Here is a 26413-nt window from a genome sequence, read left to right on the forward strand (position 1 = left end):
ATGGCCGAGCTGGCGTGGTTCAAGAGCAGCTACAGCAGCAACGAGGGCGCCGACTGCGTCGAGGTCGCGTGGCACAAGAGCAGCTACAGCGGCAACGAGGGCACTGCTTGCGTCGAGGTCGCCGGAACGACCGCGGCCGTTCTCGTGCGCGACTCCAAGGACAAGAGCGGCCCCAACCTGACCTTCACCCCCGAAGGGTGGCAGGCATTCGTGCAGTTCGCCGCCGCCCTCTGACGCACCATCATCAGGCACCGGCCGTCCGCCAAAAGGTGGACGGCCGGCGTACGTCCGGCCGCTGTACCGTCCGCGCACCGCCTGCGTACGGCCGTGTACCGGTCGGCGGAAAACCGGAGGCGCCCACGTGCAGGGCCGTGTTACGGTCCGGGCATCCGTGCTCGACCAGGATGCCGACAGAAGACAGGGAAGTGATTTTGTGCCCGCGGTGAAGACCGCTGCTTCGCGCAGCGCCCGGACCATCCTCATGTCCCGGGCCCTGGTCTGACCGTTTCCACACCCCCCTGAGCCGCCTTCGTGCGGCCGCCGGGTGTGCCCGTGCTGTGCCGGGGCCCCCTTCACCCAAGGGGTTTCTCCCATGTCTTCTTCTTCGTCCTCCTCCTCCGCCTACTCCTCCTCCTGCTGGATCACCCGCGCCGAGACCGCCGCGGACATCCCCGCCGTCCGGGCCATCACGCTCGCGGCGTTCGAGACCTCCTTCGAGCTCGGTGTCCTCGACGCGCTGCGCGCCGACGAGGGCTGGATCGACGGCCTGTCCGTCGTCGCCACCGACCTCGCGGGCACCGTGGTCGGCCACGTCGTCCTCACCCGGGCGTACATCGGGGGCGTCCCCGCGCTCGCCATGGGGCCCGTCTCCGTCCACCCCGACCACCAGCGGATCGGTGCCGGTTCCGCCGCCGTCCGGGCCGGGCTCGACGCCGCGCGGGAGCAGGGCGAGCGCTTCGTCGTCCTGCTCGGGCACCCGACGTACTACCCGCGGTTCGGCTTCCAGCGGGCCTCCGCCCACGGGGTCGAGCTGACCATCGACGCGCCCGACGAGGCGTGGATGGCACTGAGCCTGGACGACCGCCACCCGCTGCCGACCGGGCCGGTCCGCTGGGCCGCGGGCTTCGGCATCTAGCGGCTGCCGGGCCGATCGTGTTCGGCGCCGGGGGACGAGGACGGCTGCGGCGACCGCACCCGGGAAACCGCAGCCGCCCTCGTCCCCCGGGTGATCCCCTGCGCGGGACGGGCGGCGCGAAGGCCCGGCCCCGGTCGCCACCGGTGGACGGCGGCGGCCGGGGCCCGACCGGGTGCTACCGGGACGCCGGTCCGCCCTGCGCGCGTCCGACGGCGCTCAGCACCGCCCGGACGCCCGCCGCCAGGACGGAGGAGTCCCGTCCGACGCCCCACACCACCTCGCCGCCGACCCGCGCCTCGACGTAGGCGACGGCGTCGCTGTCGCGGCCGGTGCGCACGGCGTGCTCGCTGAACTGCAGGATGTCGACCGCCACTCCCCCGGCGGCCAGCGCCGCCGTCACCGCGTCCAGTGGGCCGTTGCCGGTGCCCCGGCGGGTCACGCCGTCGAGCTCGACCTCCGCCCAGTGGCCGTCGTCCTCCCCGGTCCGCCAGGCGGCGGGTACCGCCCGGTCCAGGTAGGCGGCCCGGAACAGCGTGTACAGCTCGTCCGCGCCGACCTCGCGCCCGCTGTCGTCGGTCGCGTCCTGCACCACCCGGGAGAACTCGATCTGCAGCCGCCGGGGCAGCTCCAGCCCGTGCCCGGTCTGCAGCAGGTAGGCGATGCCGCCCTTGCCGGACTGGCTGTTGACCCGGATCACCGCCTCGTAGTCCCGCCCGAGGTCGGCCGGGTCGATCGGCAGGTAGGGGACGGCCCACGGTGCCTGCGAGGCCGGGACTCCGAGGTCGGCCGCCGCCTTGGCGTGGTGGGCGAAGCCCTTCTTGATGGCGTCCTGGTGGGTGCCCGAGAAGGCGGTGTGCACGAGGTCCCCGACATAGGGGTGGCGCTCGTGGACGGCCAGGCGGTTGCAGTGCTCGACCGTCCGCCGGATCTCGTCGATGTCGGAGAAGTCGATCATCGGGTCGACGCCCTGGGTGTGCAGGTTGAGGGCGAGGGTCACCAGGTCGACGTTCCCGGTCCGCTCGCCGTTGCCGAACAGGCAGCCCTCGACCCGCTGGGCGCCCGCCAGGACGGCGAGCTCGGCGCAGGCCACGCCGGTGCCGCGGTCGTTGTGCGGGTGGACGGAGAGGATCACCGATCCGCGCCGGTCCAGGTGCCGGTGCATGTACTCGATCTGGTCGGCGTAGACGTTGGGCGTGGCGACCTCGACGGTGGCCGGCAGGTTGTGGATCACCGGCCGGTCGGGGTCGGCGTCCCAGAGCGCGGTGATCCCGTTGCAGACCTCCAGCACGTAGTCCGGCTCGGTCAGGTTGAACACCTCGGGCGAGAACTCGAACCGCACGCCCGGGCGGCCGTCGGCGCGCCGGGCCATGTGCTCGGCCGCCGCGGTGATCAGGGTGCGCACCTCCTCGCGGCCGCGGCCGAGGACGACGTCCCGCCAGGCCGGGGCGGTGGCGGTGTAGAGGTGGATCACGACGTTCGGCAGGCCCTCGACGGACTGGAAGGTCCGGTCGATCAGGTCCTCGCGGGCGGCGGTGAACACGACGACGGCGACGTCCTCGGGCACGGCGCCCGGCTCGGTGGCCAGCTGGCGGACGAAGTCGAAGTCGGTCCGGCTGGCGGAGGGGTAGCCGACCTCGATCTCCTTGTAGCCCATGGCCAGGAAGAGGTCGAACATCCGCCGCTTGCGCGCCGGGTCCATCGGCTCGGCGAGCGCCTGGTTGCCGTCGCGCAGGTCGACGGGGACCCACAGCGGGGCCTGCTCGATCCGGCGGCCGGGCCACTCCCGCGGCCGGTCGCCGGGGAAGGGCGGCAGCGGGACGCGCTGGTGGGCGGGTCGGTAGCGGTGGTGGGGCATGGCGCTGCCGCGCTGGGGGTTCCAGGCGGGGGCGGCGGCGGGGACGGCGCCGGCGGGGGTGCGCAGGGTGGGGAAGCGTGCGGCGGAGCGGGTGGGCGGCTGCATCGTGGCCAGGTCCTTCGTACGGTTCGGCACAGGACGAACCGGCAGCACGGCGCCCCGCAGCGGGGTGCCGGTTCGGTCAGGCCCCGCTGCGGCGTCCAAGAAGGAGGCTCCACGGCTTCATGCCGGGTACAGTAACCACGAGCCAACTCCTCAGACAACCTGGCAGGTGAGCGCGATGCCTCCACTCGGCCCCCTCCGGCCGTCCCCCCTCGTCGACCAGGCGACCCGGCGGATCGAGGAGCAGATCACGGCCGGCCAGTGGCCGGTCGGCGGCAAGCTGCCGGGCGAGGTGGCGCTGGCGAAGGAGCTGGGCGTCGGCCGGTCCACCGTCCGGGAGGCCCTGCGCGCGCTGGCGGGGGCCGGGATGGTGCAGAGCCGGCAGGGCGCCGGGGTGTACGTGACGGCGGACCGGCCCAACGAGGACTGGTCGGCGCGGCTGCGCAGGGCCGAGCTGGCGCACGTCTACGAGGTCCGGGCGATCGTCGAGGTGCAGGCGGCCCGGCTGGCGGCGGCCCGGCGCGGCGCGGCGGACCTGGTGGCGCTCGACCGGGCGCTGACCGCCCGTCGGGAGGCGGGCGCGGCCGGGGACACCGTCTTCGTGGAGGCGGACATCGCGCTGCACGCCGCCGTGGTCGACGCCGCGCACAACCCCGTGCTGTCCGACCTCTTCGCGGAGTTCGTCCCGGTGCTGCGGGAGCGCCTGGTCGAACTGGTGGGGCTGCTGGGGCTGCGCGCGGGGGATCCGGACCACGGGTACGAGGCCCACGCGGGGCTGGTCGAGGCGGTCCGCCGTGGCGATGTCGAGGGCGCGGGGGAAATTCTCGGGGCAGAGTTGACAGGGACACTGGCCCGTCTGCTGACGGCCTGATCGGGCAGACCGGCCGTCCCGAGCGGTACTCGTTCACCGTCTGAGCACACTCGTGCGTACCCCCGTGCACCCGGCCCCACCTGCACTGACTCCGGGTCACCAAGCGGCGGTGGAAACCGCGGGGACGCTTCGATAACCAACCATCAACCGGTGTGTGACGTTGTGTTCAGGCGGTGTGTGTACGCCGTCCAGACAGCGAACGGATTTTCACTCCCATAACACCGTATGACTAGTATCGCCTCGTCAAAGCCCGTGCCACCGGACGGGTCGACCCGACCAGGCCGACCCGCAGCCCCAAGGAGTCAGCTCTGCGCGCGCGTGCGAATCGGCGGCCCCCGACGCCGAAGGCCCCCCGCAGGCGTCCACGCCTGTCACTGCGGACGGCGCTGCTCGTCCTGGCCGTCGTCCCCAGCCTCGCCCTCGCCGTCCTCTGGGCGGTCACCACGGGCCAGACCTTCATCGACTTCCAACGCCAGGCGGGCCAGGGCCTGCTGGCCCAGAAGGCCGGACAGCCGTCCAACATCGTCTACTACAACCTCCAGGAGGAGCGCCGGCTCAGCGCCGAGTCGCTCGCCCGGCCCGGCAGCGTCACCGAGGCGCTGCGCCGCCAGCGGCAGCTGACCGACGATGCCGTCCGCGCCTTCCAGACGCTCTCCGGCGCGACCGCCGACAACGCCCCCTCCGAGGTGCGCACCGCCGTCACCGAGGCACGGCAGGCGATGGGCAGGCTCGCCGAGCAGCGCGCCGCGATCGACCGCGGCGCCGTCGACCAGCCGACCGTCTTCACGTACTACACCGACCTGATCGCCGTCGACCTGCGGCTGTTCACCGCGCTCAGCCACGTCGACAACGGCGAGGTCACCTGGATCTCCAAGACCCTGGTGAACGGCTTCTGGGCGAAGGAGATGCTGGCCCGCGAGGACGCCATCCTGGCCCGCGGCTGGCCCTCCGGGCGGCTCGGCACGGCCGACCTCCAGCAGGTCCAGCAGGCCATCGGGGCGCAGGACCACCTGTTCACCGTGCAGGTCGCGCCGTACGTGCCGAGCGCCGAGGCGCCCGCCTGGCAGGAGCTGATGACCAGCCCCGCGTGGCAGGCCAAGGCCTCCGTCGAGCAGGCGCTGACCCGGCCGATGACGCCCGACACCGGCGGCACCGTCAAGCTCCCGCCCGCCCAGGACCAGTGGCGCCAGGCCCTCGACCAGCTCAACCCGCAGCTCGTGAAGGTCCTGGAGACCCGCACCGACGGCATCGTCGAGGTCGGCAAGGGCTCGTTCCTCTCGCTGCTCCTCAAGGTCGTGCTGACCAGTGCCATCGGCCTGATCGCCGTCATCGCGGTGGTCCTCACCACCTGGCGGCTGACCCGCTCGCTGCGCCGGCGCATCGACGAGCTGCACACCCAGGCCGAGGAGCTGGAGCGCACCCTGCCCGAGGTGGTCGAACGCCTCGGCCACGGCGAGAACGTCGACGTCGAGGCCGAGACCAGGGCCATCACCGCCGGGACGCACGGCAACGGCACCGACGAGCTGGCCCGCCTCGGCCAGGCGCTCAACCTGGCCCGGACCTCCGCCCTGGAGACCGCCGTCCGGCAGGCCGAACAGCACCGCGGCTTCGAGCGGCTGCTCCAGCGCATCGCCCGCCGCACCCAGCTGCTGATCGGTCAGCAGCTGCGCAAGCTGGACGAGCTGGAGCGCAAGCACGAGGACCCGGAGATCCTGGAGGGCCTGTTCGACCTCGACCACCTCACCGCCCGGCTGCGGCGCTACGAGGAGAACCTGGTCATCCTGGCCGGCGGCCAGCCGCAGCGGCGCTGGCGCAAGCCCGTCCCGCTGCTGGACGTGCTGCGTGCCGCGCAGGGCGAGGTGCAGGACTACCGGCGGATCATGCTGGACGTCGAAGGCCACCCGTGGCTCTCCGAGCGGGCCGTCGGCCCGGTCGCGCACGTCATCGCCGAGCTGATGGAGAACGCGGCGACCTTCTCCAAGCCGCCGACGCCGGTCGAGGTCCGGGCCGCCATGGTCGGCCGCGGGCTCGCCGTGGAGATCGAGGACCGCGGGCTCGGCATGGACCCGGCCCAGTACGACGCGGCCAACGCCCTGATGAGCAGCCCGCCCCGGATGGACGTGCTGGCCCGGGCGGACGACGTCCGGCTCGGCTTCTACGTGGTCGCCCGGCTGGCGGCCGCCTCCGGGCTGGGGATCGAGTTCCGGCCGTCGGCCTTTGGCGGGACGAGGGTCGTCGTGCTCGTCCCGGACGAGCTGGTGATCGACGGGGACGCCGGGCTGCCCGACGCCCCGGCGGTCGAGCCGATCCCGCTGGCCCGCCGGCCCCGCAAGACGGCGCTGGCGGCGCTGCTGGCCTCGGCCGCGCCCGTCGGCGAAGCGGCGGACGAGATGGGCGGGACGGGCGGGATGGGCGGGATGGGCGAGCCGACCGCGGCGCCCGCCCCGCCGGTCGCCCCCGTGGACGCGTTCCCCTTCGACGGGCCCGGAGCGGCCGGCCTGGCCGGCGACCGCCTCGTGCCCGGCGCGCTCGGTGCCCCCGGTGCGCTCGGATCGCCCGGAGTGCTCGGCTCGGCTGGTTCTCCTGGTTCTCCTGGTTCTCCTGTCGAGGCGTTCGCGCACGTCGAGTACATCCAGCCGCTGGAGGCGGAGCAGACCGTCCAGCACAGCTCGCCCGCGGACGGTACGCCGTACCCGGGCACGACCCACGGCGGCGGCGGGTTCTTCGGCGGCGCCCCCGTCGACCGCACCCCGTACCCCGGGCCCCGGACGCCGTACCCGGGTAACTCGTACGAGGGCTCCCGCTACCAGGACGCCGCGCACGAGGACACCCTGCACGAGAGCGACCCGCACGAGAGCACCCCGCACGACGGGGCCGGGTACGAAGGCGCCGGACACCAGCCCGTGCCCTTCGCCGACACCTCGTACGAGGGCTCCCCGTACGGCACCGCACCGCACGAGGCCACCCCCCAGGGCACCGGGACGGACACCCCCGCCTACCCGGACATCGCCTACGCCAAGGTCACCCCGGCCGCGTCCCCCTACGCGGACGAGCAGTACCGCCCGGCCGACAACTACCGGCTGGCCGAGCGCCGGGAGCGGCGCGAGTACACCTCCACCGTGCCGGTCAGCACGCCGGAGGGCGGGCAGCAGCCGCTCCCGCAGCGGGTCCGCCAGGCCAGCCTGGCCGCGGAGCTGCGCATCCCGCCGCCGCGCCCGGACGAGCCCGCCGCCGCCACCGGAACGCCCGCCGCGCCGCACCTTCCGGGCACCCCGGTGAGCCCGTTCCAGCGCCCGGTCCGCCGCTCCGGCGCGGCGATCGGCGCCTTCCAGCGCCAGTCCCGCGCCGCCCGCAGCCAGAGCGGCGGCCCGGACGGCGGTCACGACCCCGGTGAGCACCGGTCGCGCCCCACCGCGCCCGGCGGCCCCCCGACCCCCGCGTCGGCCCCCTCCCCCTGGGCCCTTCCCGGCGCGGCCCCCCGAACCACTAGGACGGATGACCAGTCATGAACCGTACGATCGCCACCCACCAGGACCTGGACTGGCTGCTGGACGGACTCGTCGACTCGGTGGCCGGGACCAGAAACGCCGTGCTGCTCTCCGACGACGGTCTGGTCGTCAGCCACTCCCGGAGCATCGACCGGGCCGACGCCGAACGCCTGGCGGCCGTCGCCACCGGCCAGCAGAGCCTCGCCCGGGGCGTCGGCCAATTGTTCGACGGCGGCCCGGTGCACCAGGTGATCGTGGAGCTCGCCGAGGTCTGGCTGTTCATCATCGCCGCCGCCCAGGGCACCCACCTGGCCGTGGTCGCCTCGCAGGAGGTGGACGCCGAGGTGATGTCCGTGGCGATGCACACCCTGGTCCAGCAGGTCGGCCAGAAGCTGACCACCCCGGCGCGCAGCGAGTTCGACGCCTTCGCCGCCCGCAACCGCGGGTGATGCTCCGGTGATCCCCCACTGGAGCGAGCTGCCCGACGAGGACGGGGACGACGGCTCGGGGACGATGGTGCGCCCCTACACCATCACCCGGGGCCGCACCGCGCCCGAGCGCGACGACCTCACGCTGATCACGCTGCTGACCACCGTCGAGGACGAGGCCCGCGCCGCCCTGGCCCGGGGCACCCGGTCCGGGCCGCGTGCGCTGCAGCCCGAGCACCGGATGATCCTGGAACACTGCCTGCGCCCGGCCGCCGTCGCCGAGGTGGCGGCCGGCCTCGACCTGCCGGTCTCGGTCACCAAGATCCTCTTGGGTGACCTGATCTCCCAGGGCCTGCTGCTGGCCCGGGCCCCGCTCTCGGTGGCCCGGGCCAGCGGGGGCGTGGACCTCGGCCTGCTGACGGCCGTACGCGAAGGACTCCGGAGACTCTGAACCATGGCACCGACTCCCCCTCCCCCCAGTGCCCCCGCCGCCCCCGCCGCCGTCAAGATCCTGATCGCCGGCGGCTTCGGCGTCGGCAAGACCACCCTGGTCGCCTCGGTCAGCGAGGTCGCCCCGCTGCGCACCGAGGAGTACCTGACCCGCGCCAGCGTCGGCGTGGACGACCTCTCCGGGGTGGACAGCAAGGACACCACCACCGTCGCCCTGGACTTCGGCCGGATCACGGTCAGCCCGGAGCTGGTGGTCTACCTGTTCGGCACGCCCGGGCAGGAGCGCTTCTGGTTCATGTGGAACGACCTGGTGAACGGCGCGCTCGGCGGGATCGTCATCGCCGACACCCGCCGGCTGGACACCAGCTTCGCGTCGATCGACTTCTTCGAGAGCCGGGGCATCCCGTTCGTGGTCGCGATCAACTGCTTCCACGGGCACAACACCCGTACCCCGGAGGAGATCCGGGCGGCGCTGGACCTCGACCCGCAGGTCCCGATGCTGCTCGGCGACGTGCGCGAGCGCAATTTCGGCCGGGACCTCCTGCTGGCCCTGGTCGACCACCTGATGGACCTGTCCGACGTGCGGACCGCCACCGTCTGACGCACTCCGCTTCCCTCTCCCCCCGCCTCCTGCCTCTCGCCTTTTGGAGAACCACGTCATGACCCCACCCCTGCGCGTCCTGATCCACGGCGGCGGCATCGGCGGCCTCACCCTGGCCACCGCGCTGGCCCGGAGCGGCCACCAGGTCGATGTCGCCGAGCTGCGCGACGAGTTGGAGGCGCTCGGCGTCGGCATCATCCAGCCGTCCAACGCGCTGCACGTGATGCGCGAGATCGGCGTGCTGGACGCCTGCCTGGCGGCCGGCTTCGAGTGGGAGGTGCTGACCATCTGCGACCCGGCCGGCGCCACCCTCGCCAAGATCCCGCAGCCCCGGATGGGCGACGCCCCGTCCAACAACGGGATACCCCGCCCGGCCCTGGCCAAGGTGCTGAACGCGGCCGCCACCGCCGCGGGTGCGACCGTCGGCTTCGGCACGACGATCGCCGAACTCGCCGACGACGGCGAGGGCGTGGACGTCACCCTGTCCGACGGCCGGCACGGCCGCTACGACCTGGTGGTCGGCTTCGACGGCATCGGCTCGCCGCTGCGCGGCCGGCTGTACGGGGACGCCTACGCGCCGGAGTACACCGGCTTCGCCAACTGGCGGGTGACGCTGCCGCGGCTGCCCGAGGTGCAGGGCGTGGTGATGTCCGCCGGCAACCTCAAGGCCAAGGCGCTGCTGACCCCGATCACCGACGACCTGATGTACCTCGGCTCGGTGTTCGCCGAGCCCGAGGACTTCCGGCCGGACCCGGAGCGGGCCCACGAGCAGCTCGCCGAGCGGCTGGCCGGCTTCGGCGGCCCGATCGCCGAGGCGCTGGCGCAGGTCACCGACCCGGCCGCGGTGGTCTACTCGCGGATCTCGCAGGTCACGGTGGAGGAGCCGTGGCACGTCGGCCGGGTGGTCCTGGCCGGTGACGCCGCGCACGCGAGCACCCCGCACCTCGCCCAGGGCGCGGCGATGGCCGTCGAGGACGCGCTCGTGCTCGCCCAGAGCCTGGACGCCGCCGAGGACGTCGACGCCGCCCTCACCGCCTGGGAGGAGCGCCGCCGCCCGCGCGCGATGTGGGTGCAGGCGCTGTCCCGCGCCGTGCTCAAGCAGGAGACCGGCACGCCGACCACCCCGGAGGAGGACGAGCTGCTGAAGGTGGGCATCCCCGGGGCCGCGCACGTGCTGGTGAAGCCGTACTGACGGCCGCCGGCGGGTAGTGGATGACAGCTGACGGGTGACGGGTGACGGATATCGATTTCCGTCATCCGTCACCCGTCATCCGTTCGCTGTCATCCGTTCGCTGTCACCCGTCCGCTGTCACCCGTCCGCTGTCATCTGCCCGCTGTCATCCGCCCCGGCCCCGGTCCGTGCAGCTCCGCCCGCCGCGCCCAGACCGCCGCCGAGATCCGGGCCAGCAGCCGGGCCGCCGGGTCCGCCTCGTCCTCGCCGGAGGCCAGCGGGCCGGTGTAGCAGACCGCGATCAGGTACGACGGGCAGTCCCCCGGGTACACCAGGCCCACGCTGTGCCGCGCACCCGGGATCCACCCGTTCTTGAAGGCGATCCGCGTCCCCGGCGGGAGTCCGGCCGCCAGGTCCACCCGGAAGGCGTTGCGCTCCAGCAGTGCCAGCAGCTCCGGCTCCCCCGCCAGCGACTGCAGCAGCCGGACGAGGTCCAGCGCGCTCACCCGGTTGTGCACGCCCCGGTCCCGTGCCGGGTAGTCCTCGATCCCCCGCGGGGTGGCACTGTGCGTCGCCCCCGCGCGGCGCCACACCTCGGCCACCGCGCCGTGCCCCACCTGCGCCAGGCAGAGGTTGGTGGCCAGGTTCGACGAGTGCGTGATCATCCGCTCTGCGAGCCCGCGCAGCGGCGCCACCCCGCCGAGCAGTGCCCACGGCTGCGGATCGCTGTCCCACGCAGGGTCGTTGCCGTACTCCCCGCCGACCGCCGACACGAACCGGTTCACCACCGGCACCTCGGCGTCGAGGTCCGTCCCGCTGCGGTACAGGGCCGCCAGCACGGCCACCTTCATCGTGCTCGCCGCATCGTGCAGCGCGTCCGGGGCTCGTACGAACACCGGCTCACCGCCCCGCAGGCGGGGATTGGAAGACGGACCCCAGGGTGCCACCACCACCGACAACATGCCGGGCACGGTTCCCGCGGCCGGTTCCGGACAAACCCCCGGCCGCCCTCCGCACTCCCTGTCGGCGGGCGGCCGCCACCCTTACACTGCGAAACCGATCGGTCACAGGGAACGACCTTCACCAGGGGTGGGCCGCATGAGCGCCGAGAGCTTGAGACTTCCGCACGAGTACCGGGTGGCGACCACGCGGATCGGGGGATTCGCGTTCACCATCCTGCTGTTGTCCTTCGGCGCGCTGCTGCCGCTGTGGTCGGACAAGGAGTTCGCGCCCTCCACCAAGGGGTTCGGCTCGCTGCTGATCGTGGGGTTCTGCCTCCTCGTGGTCGTCGCCGCGGCCCGGGCCGCCACGGTGGTCACCACCGAGGGCGTCAAGGTCCGCGGGATGATCCGCCGCCGGCACCTCGCCTGGTCCGAGATCAAGGAGTTCCGCAAGGAGCCCAACCCGAACGCCCACATGGGCAGGGGCGCACCGAAGTTCTTCACCTACGCCCACCGCCACGACGGCCGCAAGGTCCAACTCCCGTACGTCGACGACAAGCACGTCGTGGTGGACCGCGAGGTGGCCCGGCTGCTCGCGCTGTTGGAGGAGCGCCGCGGCGCCTCCGACTGAACGGCGGCCGGGTGGACAGGGCCTAGCCCAGTCGGGCCACCGGCAGGGCTGAGCGCGGGAGTTGGCCGACCTCCGCCGGGGCGGCGAGTTCCGCGAGGTAGCGGGAGCGCGGGATCGGGGCGGCGCCGAGGCTGCGGATGTGCGGGCCGTCCCACTGGGCGTCGAGGAGCAGGCCGCCCGCGGCCCGGAACCTGGCGGCGAGGTCGGCGACGGCCACCCGGGCGGCGTCCGGGCGGCGGTGGAACATGGAGTCGAGGCTCAGTACCGGCCCGACGGCGACGCCGAAGACACCGCCGACCAGCTCCTCGCCCTCCCAGACCTCGACGCTGTGGGCCGCGCCGCGCTCATGCAGCAGGCCCAGCGAGGAGCGCAACCCCTCGGTGAGCCAGGGTGGTTGGCGTCCGGCGGCGCAGGCGGTCAGCACCTCGCCGAACGCCCGGTCCGCGCTGGTCCACCACTCCAGGCGGTTGCGCAGCCGGCGGGCGAGGTGGCGGCCGAGGCGGACGCCGCCCGGGTCGATCACCGGGCGCGGGTCGGGGGACCACCAGGCCAGCGCGTACGGGTCGTCGCCTGCCCCGGGCAGCAGGGCCACCTCCCCCGCCGCGACCGCCTCCTCGAACCGGGCCTCGTTGAAGGCGCTGGCGTAGTCGTCGGCGGCCGGCATCGGGAAGAGGCCACAGCGGTACGCGGCCAGCAGGGCGTCCGGCCCGAGGTCGGCCCCGAAGGCCGCCGGGGCGTCGGCGGGCGCCCGGGCGACGTCGACCGCGCCGAAGACCCCGGTAGGACCGACGGCCCCGGCAGGGTCAGCGACCCGGTCGTCCGCCCGGCTCCCGCTCACCGCCGCACCACCCCGTTCGACGCGGCGAGGAACCCCTCGGTCTCCAGCTGCCCGAGGTAGAGGTCCAGCAACTCGCCGTCCACCGCTGGGAGTTCTATCCCGCTGCCGACCAGTGCCCGTTCGGTGTTGGAGCGGTCGAAGAGCGGGAACGTCGGCCGGAAGTACATCTCGCTGATCGACAGCTCCGTCCCCGGGCAGCGGTCCACGAACAGCGGCACGAACGGGGTCATCGGGTGCGTGGGGTGCCCGGCGGCGAACCGCACCAGCCCCTGCACCCATTCCCCGTACGGGAGTTCGTCCACCGCGTAGCCGCGTGCCCGCAGCCGCTCCGCCAGGTCGGCCAGCATCGCGGGCCGCGGCGAGGTCACGTGGTACACCTCGCCCATCGCCGGTGCGTGGGCGGCGATATGGGCGATGGCCTGACTGAACCGGTCGGCCGGGACGAAGTCCAGCAGCAGCCGCACGTCGGGGCAGGTGCCGCTCTCCGCGATGTACTTGATCAGTGCGCACATCTCCGTCCCGGTGTTCATCACCCCGGTCGAGAGGTCCCCGGTCACGTCGTTGGTGCGCAGCACGGTGACCGGCAGTCCGGCGGCGGACGCGTTGCGCAGCAGTTCCTCCGCCACCCACTTGCTCTCCACGTAGCCGACGGACAGCTTCTCGGGGTAGGCCAGCGGGGTCCGCTCCGTCACCTCGGTGACGCCGGCCGGGCCGAACCCGGCGAGCACCGCGAGGGTGGAGAGGTAGTGCACGGGGATGCCGCGGGAGTGTCCGGCGAGTCGGACGATCTCGCGGGTCCCGCCGACGTTCGCAGCCCGCAACTGGTGGTACGGGTAGATGAAGTTGACCTGCCCGCCGAGGTGGTGGATGGCGTCCAGGCGGCCGGCCAGGGTCTCGAAGCGCTGTTTGGTCAGCCCGAGCAGCGGCTCGGTGAGGTCGCCCACCAGCGGGACGACCCGGGCGTCCGCCAGGTCGTGGCGCAGGAACCGCTGCTGGGCGGCGCGGATCCGCTCCATGGCGTGTTCCTCGTCGGGCGAGCGGACCAGGCAGTGGATGCGGGCCCGGGTGGTGCGCAGCAGGGTGTTCAGCAGGTGGGCGCCGCAGAAGCCGGTGGCGCCGGTGAGCAGGATCTCGTCCGGTTCGGCCCGTGAGGGCGGCGGTCGCCAGGACTGCTGCAGGGGGGTGTCGGGTTCGGCTTCGGCGGCCCAGTCGACGGTGGCCTCGCCGAGGCCGCTGCGGCCGCCGGAGCGTGCGGCGTGGGTGGCGGCGGCGAAGGCGCGCAGGGTGGGGTCGCGCAGCAGGGAGCGGGTGAGGAAGCGGATCCAGGTGACGTCGACGCCGAACATGATCCGGGCCCGGGCGATCATCTCCATGGCGAGCAGCGAGTTGCCGCCGAGGGCGAAGAAGTCGTCGCCGGGGCCGACGTCCTCGATGCCGAGCAGTTCGGACCAGAGGTGTGCGACGCCGCCCTCGACGGCGTTGCCGTTGCCGACGGGGTCGGCCCGGCCCTGCTGGTGCCCGGTGCCGTCGCGCCGCGCGACCAGGGGTTCGGTGCGTGGCAGCCGTCGGCGGTCGATCTTCCCGGCGGTGGTCAGCGGCATGGTGTCGAGCAGGACGAACTGGGCCGGGACCATGAAGTCCGGCAGTCGTTCCGCCAGGTAGTCGCGGATCTTCGAGCGCCGGGCGCGGGCGCCGGAGGCGGCCCGGTCGACGAGTGTGTAGTAGGCGGTGAGGACGTGTGCGCCGTCGCCGCTGCCGTCGGCGGCGACCCGGGCGAGCCGGACGTCGGGGTGGGCGGCGAGGACGGACTCGATCTCGCCGGGGTCGACCCGGTAGCCGCGGACCTTCACCTGGTCGTCGAAGCGCCCGAGGATCTCCAGGTTGCCGTCGGGCCGCCAGCGGCCGGCGTCCCCGGTGCGGTACATCCGTTCGCCGGGTGCGGGCGCGTAGGGGTCGGGCAGGAAGGTTTCCGCGGTGAGCCCGGGCCGGCGCCAGTAGCCGCGGGCCAGGCCCGGGCCGCCGAGGTAGATCTCGCCCTTCTCCTCCGGGCGGACCGGCCTGAGCCGGCGGTCCAGGACGTGCACCCGTACGCCGGGCAGGGGTTTGCCGATCGGCACCGGGGCGGCGGGGCCGGCGGCCGGGCCGCCCAGGACGGCGGGTGTGAGCTCGCAGAGCGTGGAGGTGACGGCGGCCTCGGTGACCCCGTAGGCGTTGACCAGCCGTACCCCGGGCAGCCGCTCCAGGCAGGTGCGGCAGTCGTCGGCGTGCACGGTGTCCCCGCCGACGACGACCAGGCGCAGCCCTTCGGGGGCGGGGCCGCCCTCGGGGAGCAGTGCGAGCACGTGGTGCCAGTACGCGGGCGTGAGGTCGGCGACGGTCAGTCCGAGCTCGGGCATCCGGCGGACCAGCTCGGTCGGCGCCCAGGTCCGGGCGCCGCCGAGGACGAGGGCGGCGCCGCTGACCAGGGTGGCGAAGACCTGTTCCAGCGAGGTGTCGAAGCCGAGGGCGGCGAGTTGCAGGACGCGGTCGCGCGGGGTGAGCCCGTAGGCGTTGATCACCCGGTCGAGGGTGAAGACCAGGGAGCGGTGGGTGACCGGTACGCCCTTGGGGGTGCCGGTGGTGCCCGAGGTGTAGATCAGGTAGGCGAGGTCGTCGGGCGCGACCGGGTCCGGGTCACGCGCAGGGTCCGACTCCGACGCGGGGCCCGGATCAGGCGCAGGGGCGGCCGGGTCGGCGGCGGCGTCGACCGCCTCCGCCCCGGCGAACCGCCGTCCGCCCGCGGCCACCACCAGGCGGGCCCCGCAGTCCTCGACGAGCTGGGCCAGCCGCCGCTCGGGGTGCGCCGGGTTGAGCGGCAGGAACGCCCCGCCGGCCTTGAGCACGGCGAGCCAGGCCACCACCAGGTCGGTCCCGCGCTCCAGGCAGACCGGTACGACCTGTTCCCGCCCGACGCCGCGGGCCCGGAGTAAGCCCGCCAGGCGGTCACTGCGCCGGTCCAGCTCGCGGTAGCTGAGCTCGCCGTCCTCGGCGAGCACGGCCGGCGCCTGGGGGTCGTGGGCGGCCCGGGCCTGGAACAGCCCGTGCACGGTGTCGGCGAACCCGGGCCGGGTGATCGAACCGGCGCCGGACCCGGCCTCGGCGGGCCCCAGTCCGAGCCCGCTCCACCGCCAGGTCCGTTCCACGTAGGCCCGGCACTCGGCGAGCCCGGCGGGCCCGAACTCGGTCCGCCAGCCACCCGGAACGGTGGGCCCGATCGGCCAGATCGCATACTGGCCGTAGTTGTTCTGAAGCACGGCGTGACGCCCGGATCTCACATCCGGTCGTGCGCCCTGTGCGCTGTCGGCTGCGTCATCCACCGGCTTGACCTCGTGGTGTGGCGGCAGAATGCTGGGAGGTGCGACATTTCCGACTATACGCACTCATGGCCCATCCCGAGCACCGGACCGGAACCCACCGGACCGGTGCGGGCCCGAGCCCGGCGAACCCGCCAAGAACCGACCCTCACCCGGAGTCCCCGCCAGACCGGCGTGGTGATGTCGCGGAGGAGGTAGCCTCGTTGACTCGTCGGCGACACCGCCTGATGGTCTGTTACCTGATGTGGATGGTGCTGTTCACCTGCATCTACTACATCAACCCGACCCAGCGGATCATCTGGTGGACCGGCATCGGTCTCGGTGGCGTTGCGGCCATCGTGGTCGGCGTCCGTCTCAACCGCCCGTCACACCCGCTGTTCTGGTACCTGTTGGCGGCCGCCAACTTCTGCTTCACGGCGGGCGAGGTCGTCCAGGTCATCCAGATGCAGTTCCTGCACCTGGGCAACCCCTTCCCCTCGGTGGCCGACGGCTTCTACCTCGCCGAGTACCTGCTGTACGCGGCAGGCGTGTTGGGGTTCATCCGCTGGCGCACGGCGCATCAGGACCGCGCGAGCCTGCTCGACGCGCTCATCCTCACCATGGGCCTGGCACTGCTGGCCTGGATCTACCTGATCCTCCCGTACGCCCGCAACCCCGACCTCACCTGGTTCCAGCGCGCCGTCTCGATCGCCTACCCGCTCGGCGACGTGGTCGTGCTGGCCCTGCTGCTGCGCCTGCTGGTACCGCGCGGGGGCAGCAGCCGCTCGCTCCAGCTGCTCACCTTCGGCACGATCGGCATCCTGGTCTCCGACGTCCTGTACGGGCTGATCCAGCTGCACGGCGACTGGCACATCGGCACCGCCGTGGACCTCGGCTGGGCCGCCTTCTACACCGCCTGGGGCGCGGCCGCCCTGCACCCGTCGATGGTCGAGCTGACCAGACCCATCCCCACCCAGCAGCCGGACCTCAGCGTCGGCCGACTGGCCCTGCTCGCCGCGGCCTCGCTGGTCGCGCCGACCATCCTGATCATCGAGTCGGTGAACGGGAACACCAACAACGCCGGGGTGATCGGGGCCTTCTCGGCCCTGCTGTTCCTGCTCGTACTGGCCCGGCTCGCCCTCGTCGTCAACGCCCGACGGCAGGCCATCGCCCGCGAACGGGCCCTGCGCGAGGCCGGCGCCTCCCTCACCGCGGCCGTCAGCGTCGAGGAGGTCGCCGACGCCGTCCAGGCCGCGGCCTCCACCCTGATGCCCGCCGAGCCCGGCCACGTCGCCCTGCTCGCGGTCACCGAGGCGGGCGTCCTGCACGTGCGGCACGCCGAACGCGGCGCCACCCAGCACCCGCTCGGCGTCTCCAACGACTCCGACGAGGCGCTCGCCCTCGCCGCCTACCGGGAGACCCGCTTACTCCCCGTCGAGGACATCGGCAACGACCTCGCCACCCGGCTCGACGGCATGCCCTCGGCCCTGATCTGCCCGCTCACCCTGGCCGAACGCCCCTCCGGCGACCCCCTGATCGGCGCCCTCATCGTCACCGGCACCGAGCAGGAGCTCACCAGCCTCTGGAGCTCGCTGGAGATCCTCGCCGGCCAGGCCGCACTGGCCGTCGAGCGCGTCATGCTGAGCCAGGAGATCACCCGCCGCAACAGCGAGGCCTACTTCCGCACCCTGGTGCAGAGCGCCAGCGACGTCATCCTGATCCTCAACGCCGACGACGGCGTCCGCTACGCCTCCTCCTCCGCCGAGCGGGTCCTCGGCTACCCCGACCTGGACGGCGCGCTGATCACCGACCTGGTCCCACCGGAGGACAGCCGGGCGGTGGGCAGTGCGCTGGCCAGGATGCGCAGCCTGGACGGCTCCGCCGACGGCCGGGACCAGCAGCGCGAGCACTGGCGGCTGCTGCGCCACGACCGCACCCCGATCGAGGCCGAGGTCCGCTGCAACGACCTGCGCGGCGATCCGACGGTCGGCGGGCTGGTGCTCACCCTGCGCGACGTCACCGAGCAGCGCCAGATGGAGCGCGAGCTCACCCACCGCGCCTTCCACGACTCCCTCACCGGCCTGGCCAACCGCGTCCTGTTCCAGGACCGGGTGGGCCACGCGCTCTCCCGCGGCGAGCGCAGCGGCGCGGTCACCGGCGTGCTCTTCCTCGACCTGGACGACTTCAAGGTGGTCAACGACACCCAGGGCCACGCGGTCGGGGACGAGCTGCTGGTCGCCGTCTCGCTGCGGGTCTCCACCGCGCTGCGGACCTCCGATACCGCGGCCCGCCTGGGCGGCGACGAGTTCGCGGTGCTGGTGGAGGACGCGGTGCAGCCGGCGGACGTCGGCGCCATCGCGGACAGCGTGCTGAGCGCCTTCGCGGAGCCGTTCAAGCTGAGCGCGGGCGCGGTCCGGGTGACGGCCAGTATCGGTGTGGCCACGACGGAGGACAGCGTGGACGCGGCGGAGCTGCTCACCCACGCCGACCTGGCCCTGTACTCGGCGAAGTCGGCCGGCAAGCGGCAGTGGTGCCACTACCAGCCGGCCCTGCAGGCCGGGCTGGTGGAGCGGCACGAGCTGAACGAGAACCTGGACGCCGCGATCGCCGAATCCGCCTTCAAGCTGTACTACCAGCCGATCGTCGACCTGGCGACGGGCGGGCTGGTCGCCTTCGAGGCCCTGGTCCGCTGGCCGCACGACCGGCGCGGCATGGTCCTGCCCGACGAGTTCATCGCGCTCGCCGAGGAGAGCGGCCAGATCGTCCCGCTCGGCGCCTGGGTCCTGGAGCGCGCGGCCCAGGAGGCGGCCGACTGGCAGCGGTCGAGCTCCGAGCGCCGCCGGGCCGACGGGCGCCCGCCGCTGCGCGTCAACGTCAACGTCTCGGCACGGCAGTTCCGGGACGCGGGCTTCGTGGACGTGGTGCGCGGCGCGGTGCGGGCCTCCGGGATCGACCCCAACTCGCTGGTGCTGGAGCTGACCGAGTCGGTGCTGATGCGCCGCGACGAGCGCGTGCACACGGACATGCGCACGCTCGGCGAGCTCGGCGTCGGCATCGCCATCGACGACTTCGGGACGGGGTACTCCTCGCTGAGCTACCTGCGGGAGTTCCCGATCTCGATCCTGAAGATCGACAAGTCCTTCATCGACGGCCTGGGGATGTCCCAGCAGCAGTACGCCCTGGTCGAGGGCATCACCCGGATCGCCGACACGCTGGGCGTCCAGGTCATCGCCGAGGGCATCGAGAACACCGACCAGCGGGACCTGCTGGCCGCGATGGGCTGCCCGCTGGGCCAGGGCTACCTGTTCGCCCACCCCCTGACGGCCGATCAGGCCGGTGCGCTGGTCCAGGAGGACGCCGATCTGCCGACGCCGCGGGCGCAGTGGGCCCACCGGGACTCGGAGCGCTGAGCCCCGCCCGGCCGCCGGTCAGCCACCGCCTCCGTCGCCTCCCCCGTCGCCGCCGCCGTCGAAGCCGCCGCTGTCGCCGCCGCCCCATCTGCCGCGCCGGCGCTTGCGTTTGCCCGTCATGCCCGAAATCAGGCCGTACATCACAAGCGCGATCACGATGACGACCAGCGCGGCTTTCACAGTGCCCCCCGTGGATCCGCTCGGGCGTGCGCCGCGGTTGGGGCGCAGATCTGTTCTGTACCCCAACCGCCCGCTGTGGAACCCTCGTTGGCGAGGTCCGCACTGGTCCCGCACAGGCCCTAGCTTGCCGGGTGCGGGTGGCCGAGGTGGGGGAAGGTGGGGAGCAGGTCGGTGTGCGGGGGGATGTGGTCGCTGGTGATCCTGCCGCCGGAGACCATGGCGAGCCGGGCCGAGGTCACGTCGTCCGACAGCGTCCGGCCGTTGGGGTAGGCGGCCAGCCGGGAGCGGTCGTAGCGCAGGATGTCCGGGAGGATGATCTTCAGCGTCTCGGTGGCGGCGTCCGTGGTGTAGTCCCCGGTGTGCTGGAGCACCGCCGTCCAGGGCTCGCGGTACCGCTCCCAGTCGTCGGCGGGCTCGCCGGCGTTGTAGGCGTCCTTGACCTCCTCGGCGTTGAAGTAGGCGGTCAGCGAGGGGTGGGCACCCCGGTCGACGGAGACGAGCCGGCCGTCCTGGTGGAGGCTGACTCGCGCCCAGACGCCGATGACGGGGTCCGGGCCGAGGTCGTCGTCGGGGACTTCGAGGGCGATGCCGAAGATGTTGGCCTCGGCCATCGCGTCCCTGCCGGTCCAGGTGAAGTTGTCGACGATGCCTTCGAGGTCGGCGAAGAAGGGGTCGCTGCGCAGGCCGACGGAGAGCTTGCGGCCGTCGGCCTCGACGACGTCGGGCGCGTCGCCGAACGCGACCGGGACGTTGTCGAACAGGACCTCCCCGCCCGCCTCGTGCTTCTGCGCGGCGGCGCCGGTGGCGCGGTGGACGGTGACGGTCTGCGCACCGGCCTCGGGGTCGGAGAAGACGAAGGAGTAGGCGACGTCGGCACGGTTGTCGCCGTTGTTGTCGATGTTGATGCGGTAGACCGCCTCGGGGTGGAACTCGGCCGCCCCGGTGGGGGCGTAGGGGTTCACGTTCATGATGAGCACCGTGCGCCCGGAGGCGTCGGAGGCCGGGAACGCGAACAGGTCGGTGAGGTCGAGCCGGGCGTCGCCCTGCGGGGACCGGAGGTTCGGGCCGCTGAGGTGGTGGGACATGGCGCTGCGCTACCTCGTCTCTGGGTTCCCCCCTGGACTGTCCGGACGTTCGTACCAGCGGCGGGCGGACGGGGTGGGCAGGACACCCGTCCGGACGGCCGCCGTCCGCCGGATGGCGCACGGCCCGGGGCCCGGTGCCGGTCGCGGTGGGGTCCGGCTCCCGCCCCCCTGCGGGCCCTCAGGCCCGGCCCCGTTGCCGCAGCAGCGTCGCGAGGTTCTTCTGCGCCTCGGCCATTCCGGCCGCGGCGGCCTTCCTGAACCACTTCTCGGCCTGCGCGAGGTTCCCGGTGTGCCAGGCGCGGACCCCCGCCTCGTTCATGGCGGTCAGGTCGCCCGCGTCGGCGGCCCGCTCACGCCAGATTCCCGCCTGGGTCCGCGCTCCGCGCCGTTCGAGCAGCCGCGACAGCCGGAGCATCGCGTCGGGCCGCCCGGCCTCAGCGGCCGTCCGGTACCGGTACTCGGCGCCGGCGCTGTCGCCGATCCTCTCGAGCCGCTCGCCCTCCGCGACCAGCGCGTCCGGGTCGGGAGGGCCGGTGAACACCCGGTTGCGGACCAGCGCGAGCCGGCCCACCGTGCGGGTGTTGCGCTGCTCGGGGCGCGGATGCCCCTTGCTCGGCAGCACCCTGGCGAGGTGCTCGTGGATGGCCAGCAGGGTGAGGTACTCCGCCGAATCCGCCGAGCCGTGCTCCAGCAGGTTCAGCAGTTCACCGGTGTAGGCCGTGTGGCGCGCCTCGGAGGGCGCGATGGAGGGCCGGTTCGCCGGCGAGGAGGCCAGCGTGCAGGTCCCGGCGGCCTCCAGCTGGCCGGCCACCACCGAGGTGGCCGAGGCCATCGTGTCGATCGCCATCCCGGAGAAGCAGCAGTCCAGGATCAGCACCCGGTTCACCGCCCGGGCGGTGGCCAGGGTGCGGCGCAGCAGGCTGAACGGCAGCCCCGTCCAGGCGATCAGCTCGGGGTCGCTGGAGGTGCCGGGCAGCGACAGGTACAGCTCGCCGTCCGGTCCGACCAGGCCGTGTCCGGCGTAGTAGACCAGCAGCAGGTCCTCCGCCTGCGCCGCCGCGGCCACCAACAGGGCGCCGATGCCCGCGAGGTCGGGCCGGTTCGGCTCCGGTACGCAGTGCTCGCGGGCGAGGCCCGTGCCCCACGGGCTGGTGAGCACCGCCGCGAGGTCCGCGATGTTGTTGACCACCGCGGGCAGCTCGGGCAGGTCGGGGTCGGCGTAGGTGCTGGAACCCAGCAGCAGGGCCCGGGAGCGCGGCGGGTCCGGCAGGCGCATTCACCGCTCCCGGGCGGGTTCCGCCGCGAGCCCGGGCACGTGGCGGGGCCGGGCTGTCCGGGCCGTCCAGGCCGTCCGCGCTGTCCGGTCACTCCTCCAGGGCATGGCGCAGCACGGCTTCCCCCTCCGGACCCGGACGGCCCGGGCGCTCCTCCAGGGCATGGCGCAGCACCGCTTCCACGTCCAGGTTCGGGGCGTCCCGTACCGAGATCCTGACGCTCCGTCCGTCGGGACCGGTCACCTCGATGTCCGCGGACGGGCGGCGGTGCCTGATCCACACCGCCACCGAGGCGGCCAGCACGGTGCCGGCGCCCTGGGCCCCGAGGGCCACGATCAGGATGTCGGCGAGCCCACCCATCTGGTCGGGGGGCGTCTCGGGCTTCTCGATCGCCGTCCGCCCGCGGAGTTCGTCCTCCCGCGACAGCCAGGCCGCCAGTTCGACCAGCTCCGCCGAAGCCCCGTCCCCGGTCAACCGGATGCGTGCCTTCATCGCACTCCCCTTCTCGTCCGTCATCCCCAACGCCGCGCGTCCGTCACGGCCTTCAGATCGATCAGCGCGTTGGCGTACCCGGCACCGACCGCCAGCCGGCACCAGTGCTCCGCCTGGGCCGTCTCGCCGAGTTCGGCCAGCAGCAGCCCGAGCATCGCCATCGCCGACGCGTTGCCGCAGGCGGCACTCCTGCGCAGCCAGAGTTCCGCCCCCTCCAGATCCCGGCGGTTCCACTGCAACCGCCCCACCTGGAACATGCCGAACTCGCTGCCCGCCTCGGCGGACCGCAGGTACCACCGCTCCGCCTCGTCCGGATCCTCGCGCCGCTCCGCCAGCTCACCCAGCCGGAACATGGCGAGCGCGTCCCCGCCGTCCGCCGCCGTGCGGAACCACTGCTCCGCCTCCGCAAGCGCGCCGCGCCGTTCCAGCACGACGGCCAGCCGCAGCACCGTCTGCGGGATCCCGGCGCTCACCGCCTCCCGGTACCACCGCTCCGCCTCGGCGAAGTCCTGCCGCTTCTCCAGCAGCCTGCCCAGCAGGTCCATCGCCAGCGGCGCCCCTGCCCCGGCCGCCGACCGGTACCACGGCTCGGCCCCGGCGTCGTCCCCGCGCTCCTGCAGCAGGGTGGCCAGCATCATCATCGAGCGGACGTCCCCGGCCTCCGCCGCCTGGCGGTGCCACTCCTCGGCGCCGGCCAGGTCCCCCTGCTGCTCCCGCAGGCCGGCCATGCCGAAGACCGCGGGGAGGTGCCCGACGCCGACGGCCCAGCGCAGCATCCCCTCGGCCTCCTCCGGTTCGCCGCGCTCCATCAGCAGGGACGCCAGCAGGGTCAGCAGCTCGGCCACCAGCTCGACCGCGTCGTTCTGCGGAGCGTCGCTCGCCTGCGACACGATCGTGGCGGCGCTCCGCACCAGCTCCTCCGCCTCCACCAGGTCACCGCGCTGCATCGCCAGGCGCGCGAGATCCCTCAGCGCGTTTCCCCGCACCACGGAGTAGCCCGCCGTGTCGGCCGCCCTGCGCAGCCACTCCCGCGCCGCGTCCAGACGGCTCTCCTGCACCAGCAGGCACCCGATCTTCCACATCGCGTAGGTGTCGCCGTGTTCGACCGCCCGGTGGTACCAGCTCCGGGCGCCGGCGAGGTCGCCGCGCTGCTCGAGGAGGTAGCCCATGCCTCCCATCGCGTTCACGTTCCCGGCCTGCGCGGCCCTGCCCATCCACTCCTCGGCCGCCTCCGGCTCGCCCCGGTCGCGGAACAGCTGGCCCAGCCGCGCCATCCCGTCGAGGTCCCCGCCGACGGCGGCCCGCCGGTACCACTCCTCGGCCCCGCCGGAGTCCCCGCGCTCCTCCAGCCGCCAGCCCAGCCTGATCATCGCCTTGAGATCGCCGCGCTCGGCGGCCGCACGGTCCTGCTGCTCCTCCACCTGACCCCCTGTAGGTGTACGGATGGTGCACGCCGGACACCGGTCGGGCGTTCACCCGACCGGACGGCGGCGCCGCGGCGCCGACCCTCCCATGCTGCCCGAGACCGGCCATGATCATCCGGCTTTCGGACACCACCGCCGGACACCCGGCCCTACCCGCTACCCGTCAGGGCCGCACGTCCGCGGACGGTGCCTCCGTGGTACTGACGACCAGACCCGCGGTCAGGGTCCGGTGCACCGGGCACTTCTCGGCGATGTCCAGCAGCCGCCGGCGCTGCTCGGCGTCCAGCGGCCCGTCGAACCGGATCTCCCGGGTGATGAGGTCCACCAGCCCGTGGCCGCTCTCGCACTCGGCGCAGTCCTCCGCGTGCACCCGCTGGTGCCGCAGCGCGACGGTGACCTTCTCCAGCGGCCACCCCTTGCGCTCGGCGTACATCCGCACCGTCATCGAGGTACAGCTCCCGAGCGCGGCCAGCAGCAGGTCATACGGGTTCGGCCCACTGTCCTCCCCCGCCGGCGCGGGCTCGTCGGCCGTCAACTCGTGCCGCCCCGCCAGCACCTGCTGCCCGTACCGGCCGACCCCGTTCTCGCTCACCACGACGAGCCCCTGCTCGGTCTTCTGCTGCTCCACCGTCACTCCTCACCTGCGGATCCACCACGGGCACGCACGTCGCGCCTCGCGCCTCATACCCGGCCGAGGCTACGTGCCGCGTCCCCCCGCTTCCACCACGGGCCGCGCCCGGGACACCCCTACGGTTTGGCCGCCAGGACGTACACCAGCAGCGAGGCGGGATCCGAGTAGTCGACCGTGATCTTCCGGCTGGGACTCTTCCAGTCGTTCTCCTTCGCCGGCACCATGAAGCCCTTCATCGGGTGAGTTGCATCGATCGACCACCCGGTCATCTCCAGCTCGGACGAGATGAACCCCACCACCCCCGGGCGCAGTTGCGCCTCGGTCAGGCCGAACGTGGCGAGGAACGGATCGAGGCCCTCCCGCCCCAGCCTGAACGTCACCCAGAGCTCCCCACCGCCACTCTCCTTGAGGAACCCGTGCGTGGTCTCCTTCGCCCCCACCGGGACGGCCACCCCGTACTTCGTCTGAAGCTCCCGATTGGGCGGCCCCTCAAACGAGGGCTCCATCGCCAAGGTCGGCCGCACGGCCACCGGCGCATCAGGAGATCCCGCACCCCCACCCTCACACGCCGCAACACCAGGCATCATCAGCAAACCCCCCAGACACACACCCGCGACGTTCACCCCCGAACGCCGCACCATCCCGAGCCTCATCCGATCCCTCCCCCTCACAACCCGAATCAAGTGACTTCAGGGACGCAACCGCCATTCCGAGCGTCGACGCAGGCCCCCATGCCCGTCAGGAAGCCTTCTCGAGGGACTTCACCGGCGATGGGTCCATAGCGAACTGCAGCTCCGTACGCCCGTCATATGCGACATACGCCGCCCAGAAGGTGCACTTCCCGGCGCCATCCTTGCGGACCGCTTTGACTCGCACACCGTGGCCTGCATCCGCCTCGAACTCCTCCACCCACGAACCCTCGAGTTCGATCAGCGTTTCTTTCGGCGTGTACCGACTCCCGGCACAGACACCGGCAGGGAGCGATGAACTCCCGACTGATCCACCAGGATTGAGTTCAAGTAGATAGGACCCGCTTCTCCACGTCCCTTTCAGCTCTGGCCGATCCGACTCCCATATCAGCCACCAGCCAGCAGCCGCCACTGCCCCAACCAGCACGAGCCCGGCAACCGCCAGGACCGCCGGCTTCACTCGAAGCGCCACTACAGCCCTCCATCTATGCATCGGCCGCCGGCCGTTCACCGCAACGAGCACACCGCGGCCAAGAGTTCGGGTGGCAGCCACGGCGCCCGAATTGGGAACCGCTTCCGAACGGCGTTGCCATGACTGGCCACTGGGTCTTCTCTAATTTATGAGCACTCTGATCAAAATGGAGACAATGGAAGCAGAAGACAGCACAATGAAGAACCACCCGGTTATTACAAAGAGGACAGGCAGCCCTTCCCTGGTGGACTCGTTCCTGGGCTTCGCGAAGTAGTCACTGATCCCCCGATAGTCCACAACCATGGCCACACCCAAGGATAGAGGAATCAGGAGAACGAGTACTCCCATTGACGCTCCCGAGAAGGTCTTGAGGGCCGGAAGAAATAAGACCTCCACCGGCCCATGAGTGTTGAGCTTCCATCAGCCTGATCCGCGTCCTCATCACACTCCCCCTTCTGTGCCCTGACGCAGGCTACCTGGCGAACTCCCTTATCTCGCCCGGCCGCGGGGACGTGAGGAGTCGAAAGACGGGCCCGTCCCCGTCCGCTTGCAGGTAGATCTCACAGCTCCGACCGGGAGAGTAGTCCTCGAAGTCCACCAGCACACCGGACCCGGCATCGTCCACGCTTGCCGTCCGCCAGCTCCCCCGGAAACTCCTCAACTCCCCGCTCTCCCGGCGGCCGGACTCACCGCAGAAGTCGCCGTACATCCGCACCGCCCCGAGCCGCCCGTCCGTCCCCAGTTCGAGCACCTCGGCATCGGACGCCCAGCGACCCACGTAGGCGCCCTGCGGGCGGGCGTCCCCGGTCCCGAACTCCACGTACATCGCAGCCGCAAAGATGAGTGTGACGACCCCCAGATACACCGCCCACACCGGCGAGCCCCGGTGGAACCTCCAGCTACCCACGATTCC

23 protein-coding genes are annotated in these 26413 nt (G+C 72.8%); 10 read left to right on the plus strand and 13 right to left on the minus strand.

Going from position 1 to position 26413, the window contains the following annotated elements:
• On the plus strand, positions 1 to 234 hold the full coding sequence (locus tag ACIGZJ_RS05935; protein WP_396456132.1) for a DUF397 domain-containing protein: 234 nt from the start codon (positions 1 to 3) through the stop codon (positions 232 to 234).
• Between the two features lie 358 nt (positions 235 to 592).
• Positions 593 to 1135: a GNAT family N-acetyltransferase gene (locus tag ACIGZJ_RS05940; protein WP_396456133.1), complete on the plus strand. Its 543-nt coding sequence runs from the start codon at positions 593 to 595 to the stop codon at positions 1133 to 1135.
• 175 nt (positions 1136 to 1310) lie between these two features.
• Here the strand turns inward: ACIGZJ_RS05940 and ACIGZJ_RS05945 are convergent, their stop codons facing one another.
• Positions 1311 to 3095 carry a 2-isopropylmalate synthase gene (locus ACIGZJ_RS05945; protein WP_396456134.1) on the minus strand — a complete coding sequence of 595 codons (1785 nt, stop codon included), beginning with the start codon at positions 3093 to 3095 and terminating at the stop codon, positions 1311 to 1313.
• Positions 3096 to 3270: 175 nt separating this feature from the next.
• On the opposite strand from ACIGZJ_RS05945, the gene ACIGZJ_RS05950 reads away from it, so the two are divergent.
• The 6 genes from ACIGZJ_RS05950 to ACIGZJ_RS05975 all read left to right on the plus strand — a co-directional run bounded on the left by ACIGZJ_RS05950 (position 3271) and on the right by ACIGZJ_RS05975 (position 10122).
• Complete coding sequence (locus ACIGZJ_RS05950) at positions 3271 to 3963, plus strand: FadR/GntR family transcriptional regulator (protein ID WP_396456135.1); 693 nt, start codon at positions 3271 to 3273, stop codon at positions 3961 to 3963.
• Between the two features lie 395 nt (positions 3964 to 4358).
• Positions 4359 to 7472, plus strand: a complete 3114-nt coding sequence (locus ACIGZJ_RS05955; RefSeq protein ID WP_396456242.1) for a nitrate- and nitrite sensing domain-containing protein — start codon at positions 4359 to 4361, stop codon at positions 7470 to 7472.
• Positions 7469 to 7900, plus strand: a complete 432-nt coding sequence (locus tag ACIGZJ_RS05960; RefSeq protein WP_392932047.1) for a roadblock/LC7 domain-containing protein — start codon at positions 7469 to 7471, stop codon at positions 7898 to 7900. Before ACIGZJ_RS05955 ends, ACIGZJ_RS05960 begins: the two co-directional genes overlap by 4 nt.
• A 7-nt stretch (positions 7901 to 7907) precedes the next feature.
• Entirely contained in the window at positions 7908 to 8330 is a 423-nt protein-coding gene (locus ACIGZJ_RS05965) for a DUF742 domain-containing protein (RefSeq protein WP_396456136.1), read from the plus strand.
• A gap of 3 nt (positions 8331 to 8333) precedes the next feature.
• Positions 8334 to 8930: a GTP-binding protein gene (locus ACIGZJ_RS05970; protein ID WP_396456137.1), complete on the plus strand. Its 597-nt coding sequence runs from the start codon at positions 8334 to 8336 to the stop codon at positions 8928 to 8930.
• Between the two features lie 58 nt (positions 8931 to 8988).
• Positions 8989 to 10122, plus strand: coding sequence for an FAD-dependent monooxygenase (locus ACIGZJ_RS05975; RefSeq protein WP_396456138.1), 1134 nt, complete (start codon positions 8989 to 8991; stop codon positions 10120 to 10122).
• Between the two features lie 131 nt (positions 10123 to 10253).
• On the opposite strand, the gene ACIGZJ_RS05980 is transcribed toward ACIGZJ_RS05975, so the two are convergent.
• Positions 10254 to 10997, minus strand: a complete 744-nt coding sequence (locus ACIGZJ_RS05980; protein ID WP_396456139.1) for a serine hydrolase — start codon at positions 10995 to 10997, stop codon at positions 10254 to 10256.
• Positions 10998 to 11199: 202 nt separating this feature from the next.
• Between ACIGZJ_RS05980 and ACIGZJ_RS05985 the strand changes: the two genes are divergently transcribed.
• The gene (locus tag ACIGZJ_RS05985; RefSeq protein WP_396456140.1) at positions 11200 to 11673 is read left to right on the plus strand and encodes a PH domain-containing protein; all 474 of its coding nucleotides are present in this window, start codon (positions 11200 to 11202) and stop codon (positions 11671 to 11673) included.
• A 22-nt stretch (positions 11674 to 11695) separates the two neighbouring features.
• On the opposite strand, the gene ACIGZJ_RS05990 is transcribed toward ACIGZJ_RS05985, so the two are convergent.
• Positions 11696 to 12511: a leucyl/phenylalanyl-tRNA--protein transferase gene (locus ACIGZJ_RS05990; RefSeq protein ID WP_396456141.1), complete on the minus strand. Its 816-nt coding sequence runs from the start codon at positions 12509 to 12511 to the stop codon at positions 11696 to 11698.
• Positions 12508 to 15930, minus strand: a complete 3423-nt coding sequence (locus tag ACIGZJ_RS05995; protein WP_396456142.1) for an amino acid adenylation domain-containing protein — start codon at positions 15928 to 15930, stop codon at positions 12508 to 12510. Before ACIGZJ_RS05995 ends, ACIGZJ_RS05990 begins: the two co-directional genes overlap by 4 nt.
• Positions 15931 to 16067: 137 nt before the next feature.
• Here ACIGZJ_RS05995 and ACIGZJ_RS06000 point away from each other — a divergent pair, with 137 nt between their 5' ends.
• On the plus strand, positions 16068 to 19253 hold the full coding sequence (locus ACIGZJ_RS06000; protein ID WP_396456143.1) for an EAL domain-containing protein: 3186 nt from the start codon (positions 16068 to 16070) through the stop codon (positions 19251 to 19253).
• An 18-nt stretch (positions 19254 to 19271) separates the two neighbouring features.
• Here the strand turns inward: ACIGZJ_RS06000 and ACIGZJ_RS06005 are convergent, their stop codons facing one another.
• The 9 genes from ACIGZJ_RS06005 to ACIGZJ_RS06045 all read right to left on the minus strand — a co-directional run bounded on the left by ACIGZJ_RS06005 (position 19272) and on the right by ACIGZJ_RS06045 (position 26407).
• Positions 19272 to 19433: a hypothetical protein gene (locus ACIGZJ_RS06005; protein WP_396456144.1), complete on the minus strand. Its 162-nt coding sequence runs from the start codon at positions 19431 to 19433 to the stop codon at positions 19272 to 19274.
• A gap of 119 nt (positions 19434 to 19552) precedes the next feature.
• Positions 19553 to 20518: a DUF4331 family protein gene (locus tag ACIGZJ_RS06010; protein ID WP_396456145.1), complete on the minus strand. Its 966-nt coding sequence runs from the start codon at positions 20516 to 20518 to the stop codon at positions 19553 to 19555.
• A gap of 178 nt (positions 20519 to 20696) precedes the next feature.
• Positions 20697 to 21794, minus strand: a complete 1098-nt coding sequence (locus tag ACIGZJ_RS06015) for a caspase family protein (protein ID WP_396456146.1) — start codon at positions 21792 to 21794, stop codon at positions 20697 to 20699.
• A gap of 88 nt (positions 21795 to 21882) precedes the next feature.
• On the minus strand, positions 21883 to 22284 hold the full coding sequence (locus ACIGZJ_RS06020) for a hypothetical protein (RefSeq protein ID WP_396456147.1): 402 nt from the start codon (positions 22282 to 22284) through the stop codon (positions 21883 to 21885).
• 20 nt (positions 22285 to 22304) lie between these two features.
• On the minus strand, positions 22305 to 23705 hold the full coding sequence (locus ACIGZJ_RS06025; RefSeq protein WP_396456148.1) for a tetratricopeptide repeat protein: 1401 nt from the start codon (positions 23703 to 23705) through the stop codon (positions 22305 to 22307).
• 166 nt (positions 23706 to 23871) lie between these two features.
• On the minus strand, positions 23872 to 24336 hold the full coding sequence (locus tag ACIGZJ_RS06030) for an OsmC family protein (protein WP_396456149.1): 465 nt from the start codon (positions 24334 to 24336) through the stop codon (positions 23872 to 23874).
• 119 nt (positions 24337 to 24455) lie between these two features.
• Positions 24456 to 24719 (minus strand): hypothetical protein, encoded by a 264-nt coding sequence (locus tag ACIGZJ_RS06035; protein ID WP_396456150.1) that lies wholly within the window; start codon positions 24717 to 24719, stop codon positions 24456 to 24458.
• A gap of 358 nt (positions 24720 to 25077) precedes the next feature.
• Complete coding sequence (locus ACIGZJ_RS06040; RefSeq protein WP_396456151.1) at positions 25078 to 25581, minus strand: hypothetical protein; 504 nt, start codon at positions 25579 to 25581, stop codon at positions 25078 to 25080.
• Positions 25582 to 25972: 391 nt separating this feature from the next.
• Positions 25973 to 26407 (minus strand): hypothetical protein, encoded by a 435-nt coding sequence (locus ACIGZJ_RS06045; protein ID WP_396456152.1) that lies wholly within the window; start codon positions 26405 to 26407, stop codon positions 25973 to 25975.
• Positions 26408 to 26413 lie beyond the last annotated feature (6 nt).

Origin of the sequence: Kitasatospora sp. NPDC052868, assembly GCF_044547105.1 — a bacterium.
Lineage (GTDB): Bacteria > Actinomycetota > Actinomycetes > Streptomycetales > Streptomycetaceae > Kitasatospora.

What these genes read in the sequence shown, in the direction of transcription:
- ACIGZJ_RS05975 (WP_396456138.1), top strand. Translation starts at nt 8,989, where the DNA reads ATGACCCCACCCCTGCGCGTCCTGATCCACGGCGGCGGCATCGGCGGC.
- ACIGZJ_RS05945 (WP_396456134.1), bottom strand. Translation starts at nt 3,095, where the DNA reads ATGCAGCCGCCCACCCGCTCCGCCGCACGCTTCCCCACCCTGCGCACC.
- ACIGZJ_RS06015 (WP_396456146.1), bottom strand. Translation starts at nt 21,794, where the DNA reads ATGCGCCTGCCGGACCCGCCGCGCTCCCGGGCCCTGCTGCTGGGTTCC.
- ACIGZJ_RS05940 (WP_396456133.1), top strand. Translation starts at nt 593, where the DNA reads ATGTCTTCTTCTTCGTCCTCCTCCTCCGCCTACTCCTCCTCCTGCTGG.
- ACIGZJ_RS05950 (WP_396456135.1), top strand. Translation starts at nt 3,271, where the DNA reads ATGCCTCCACTCGGCCCCCTCCGGCCGTCCCCCCTCGTCGACCAGGCG.
- ACIGZJ_RS05985 (WP_396456140.1), top strand. Translation starts at nt 11,200, where the DNA reads ATGAGCGCCGAGAGCTTGAGACTTCCGCACGAGTACCGGGTGGCGACC.
- ACIGZJ_RS05970 (WP_396456137.1), top strand. Translation starts at nt 8,334, where the DNA reads ATGGCACCGACTCCCCCTCCCCCCAGTGCCCCCGCCGCCCCCGCCGCC.
- ACIGZJ_RS06010 (WP_396456145.1), bottom strand. Translation starts at nt 20,518, where the DNA reads ATGTCCCACCACCTCAGCGGCCCGAACCTCCGGTCCCCGCAGGGCGAC.
- ACIGZJ_RS06020 (WP_396456147.1), bottom strand. Translation starts at nt 22,284, where the DNA reads ATGAAGGCACGCATCCGGTTGACCGGGGACGGGGCTTCGGCGGAGCTG.
- ACIGZJ_RS05935 (WP_396456132.1), top strand. Translation starts at nt 1, where the DNA reads ATGGCCGAGCTGGCGTGGTTCAAGAGCAGCTACAGCAGCAACGAGGGC.
- ACIGZJ_RS05960 (WP_392932047.1), top strand. Translation starts at nt 7,469, where the DNA reads ATGAACCGTACGATCGCCACCCACCAGGACCTGGACTGGCTGCTGGAC.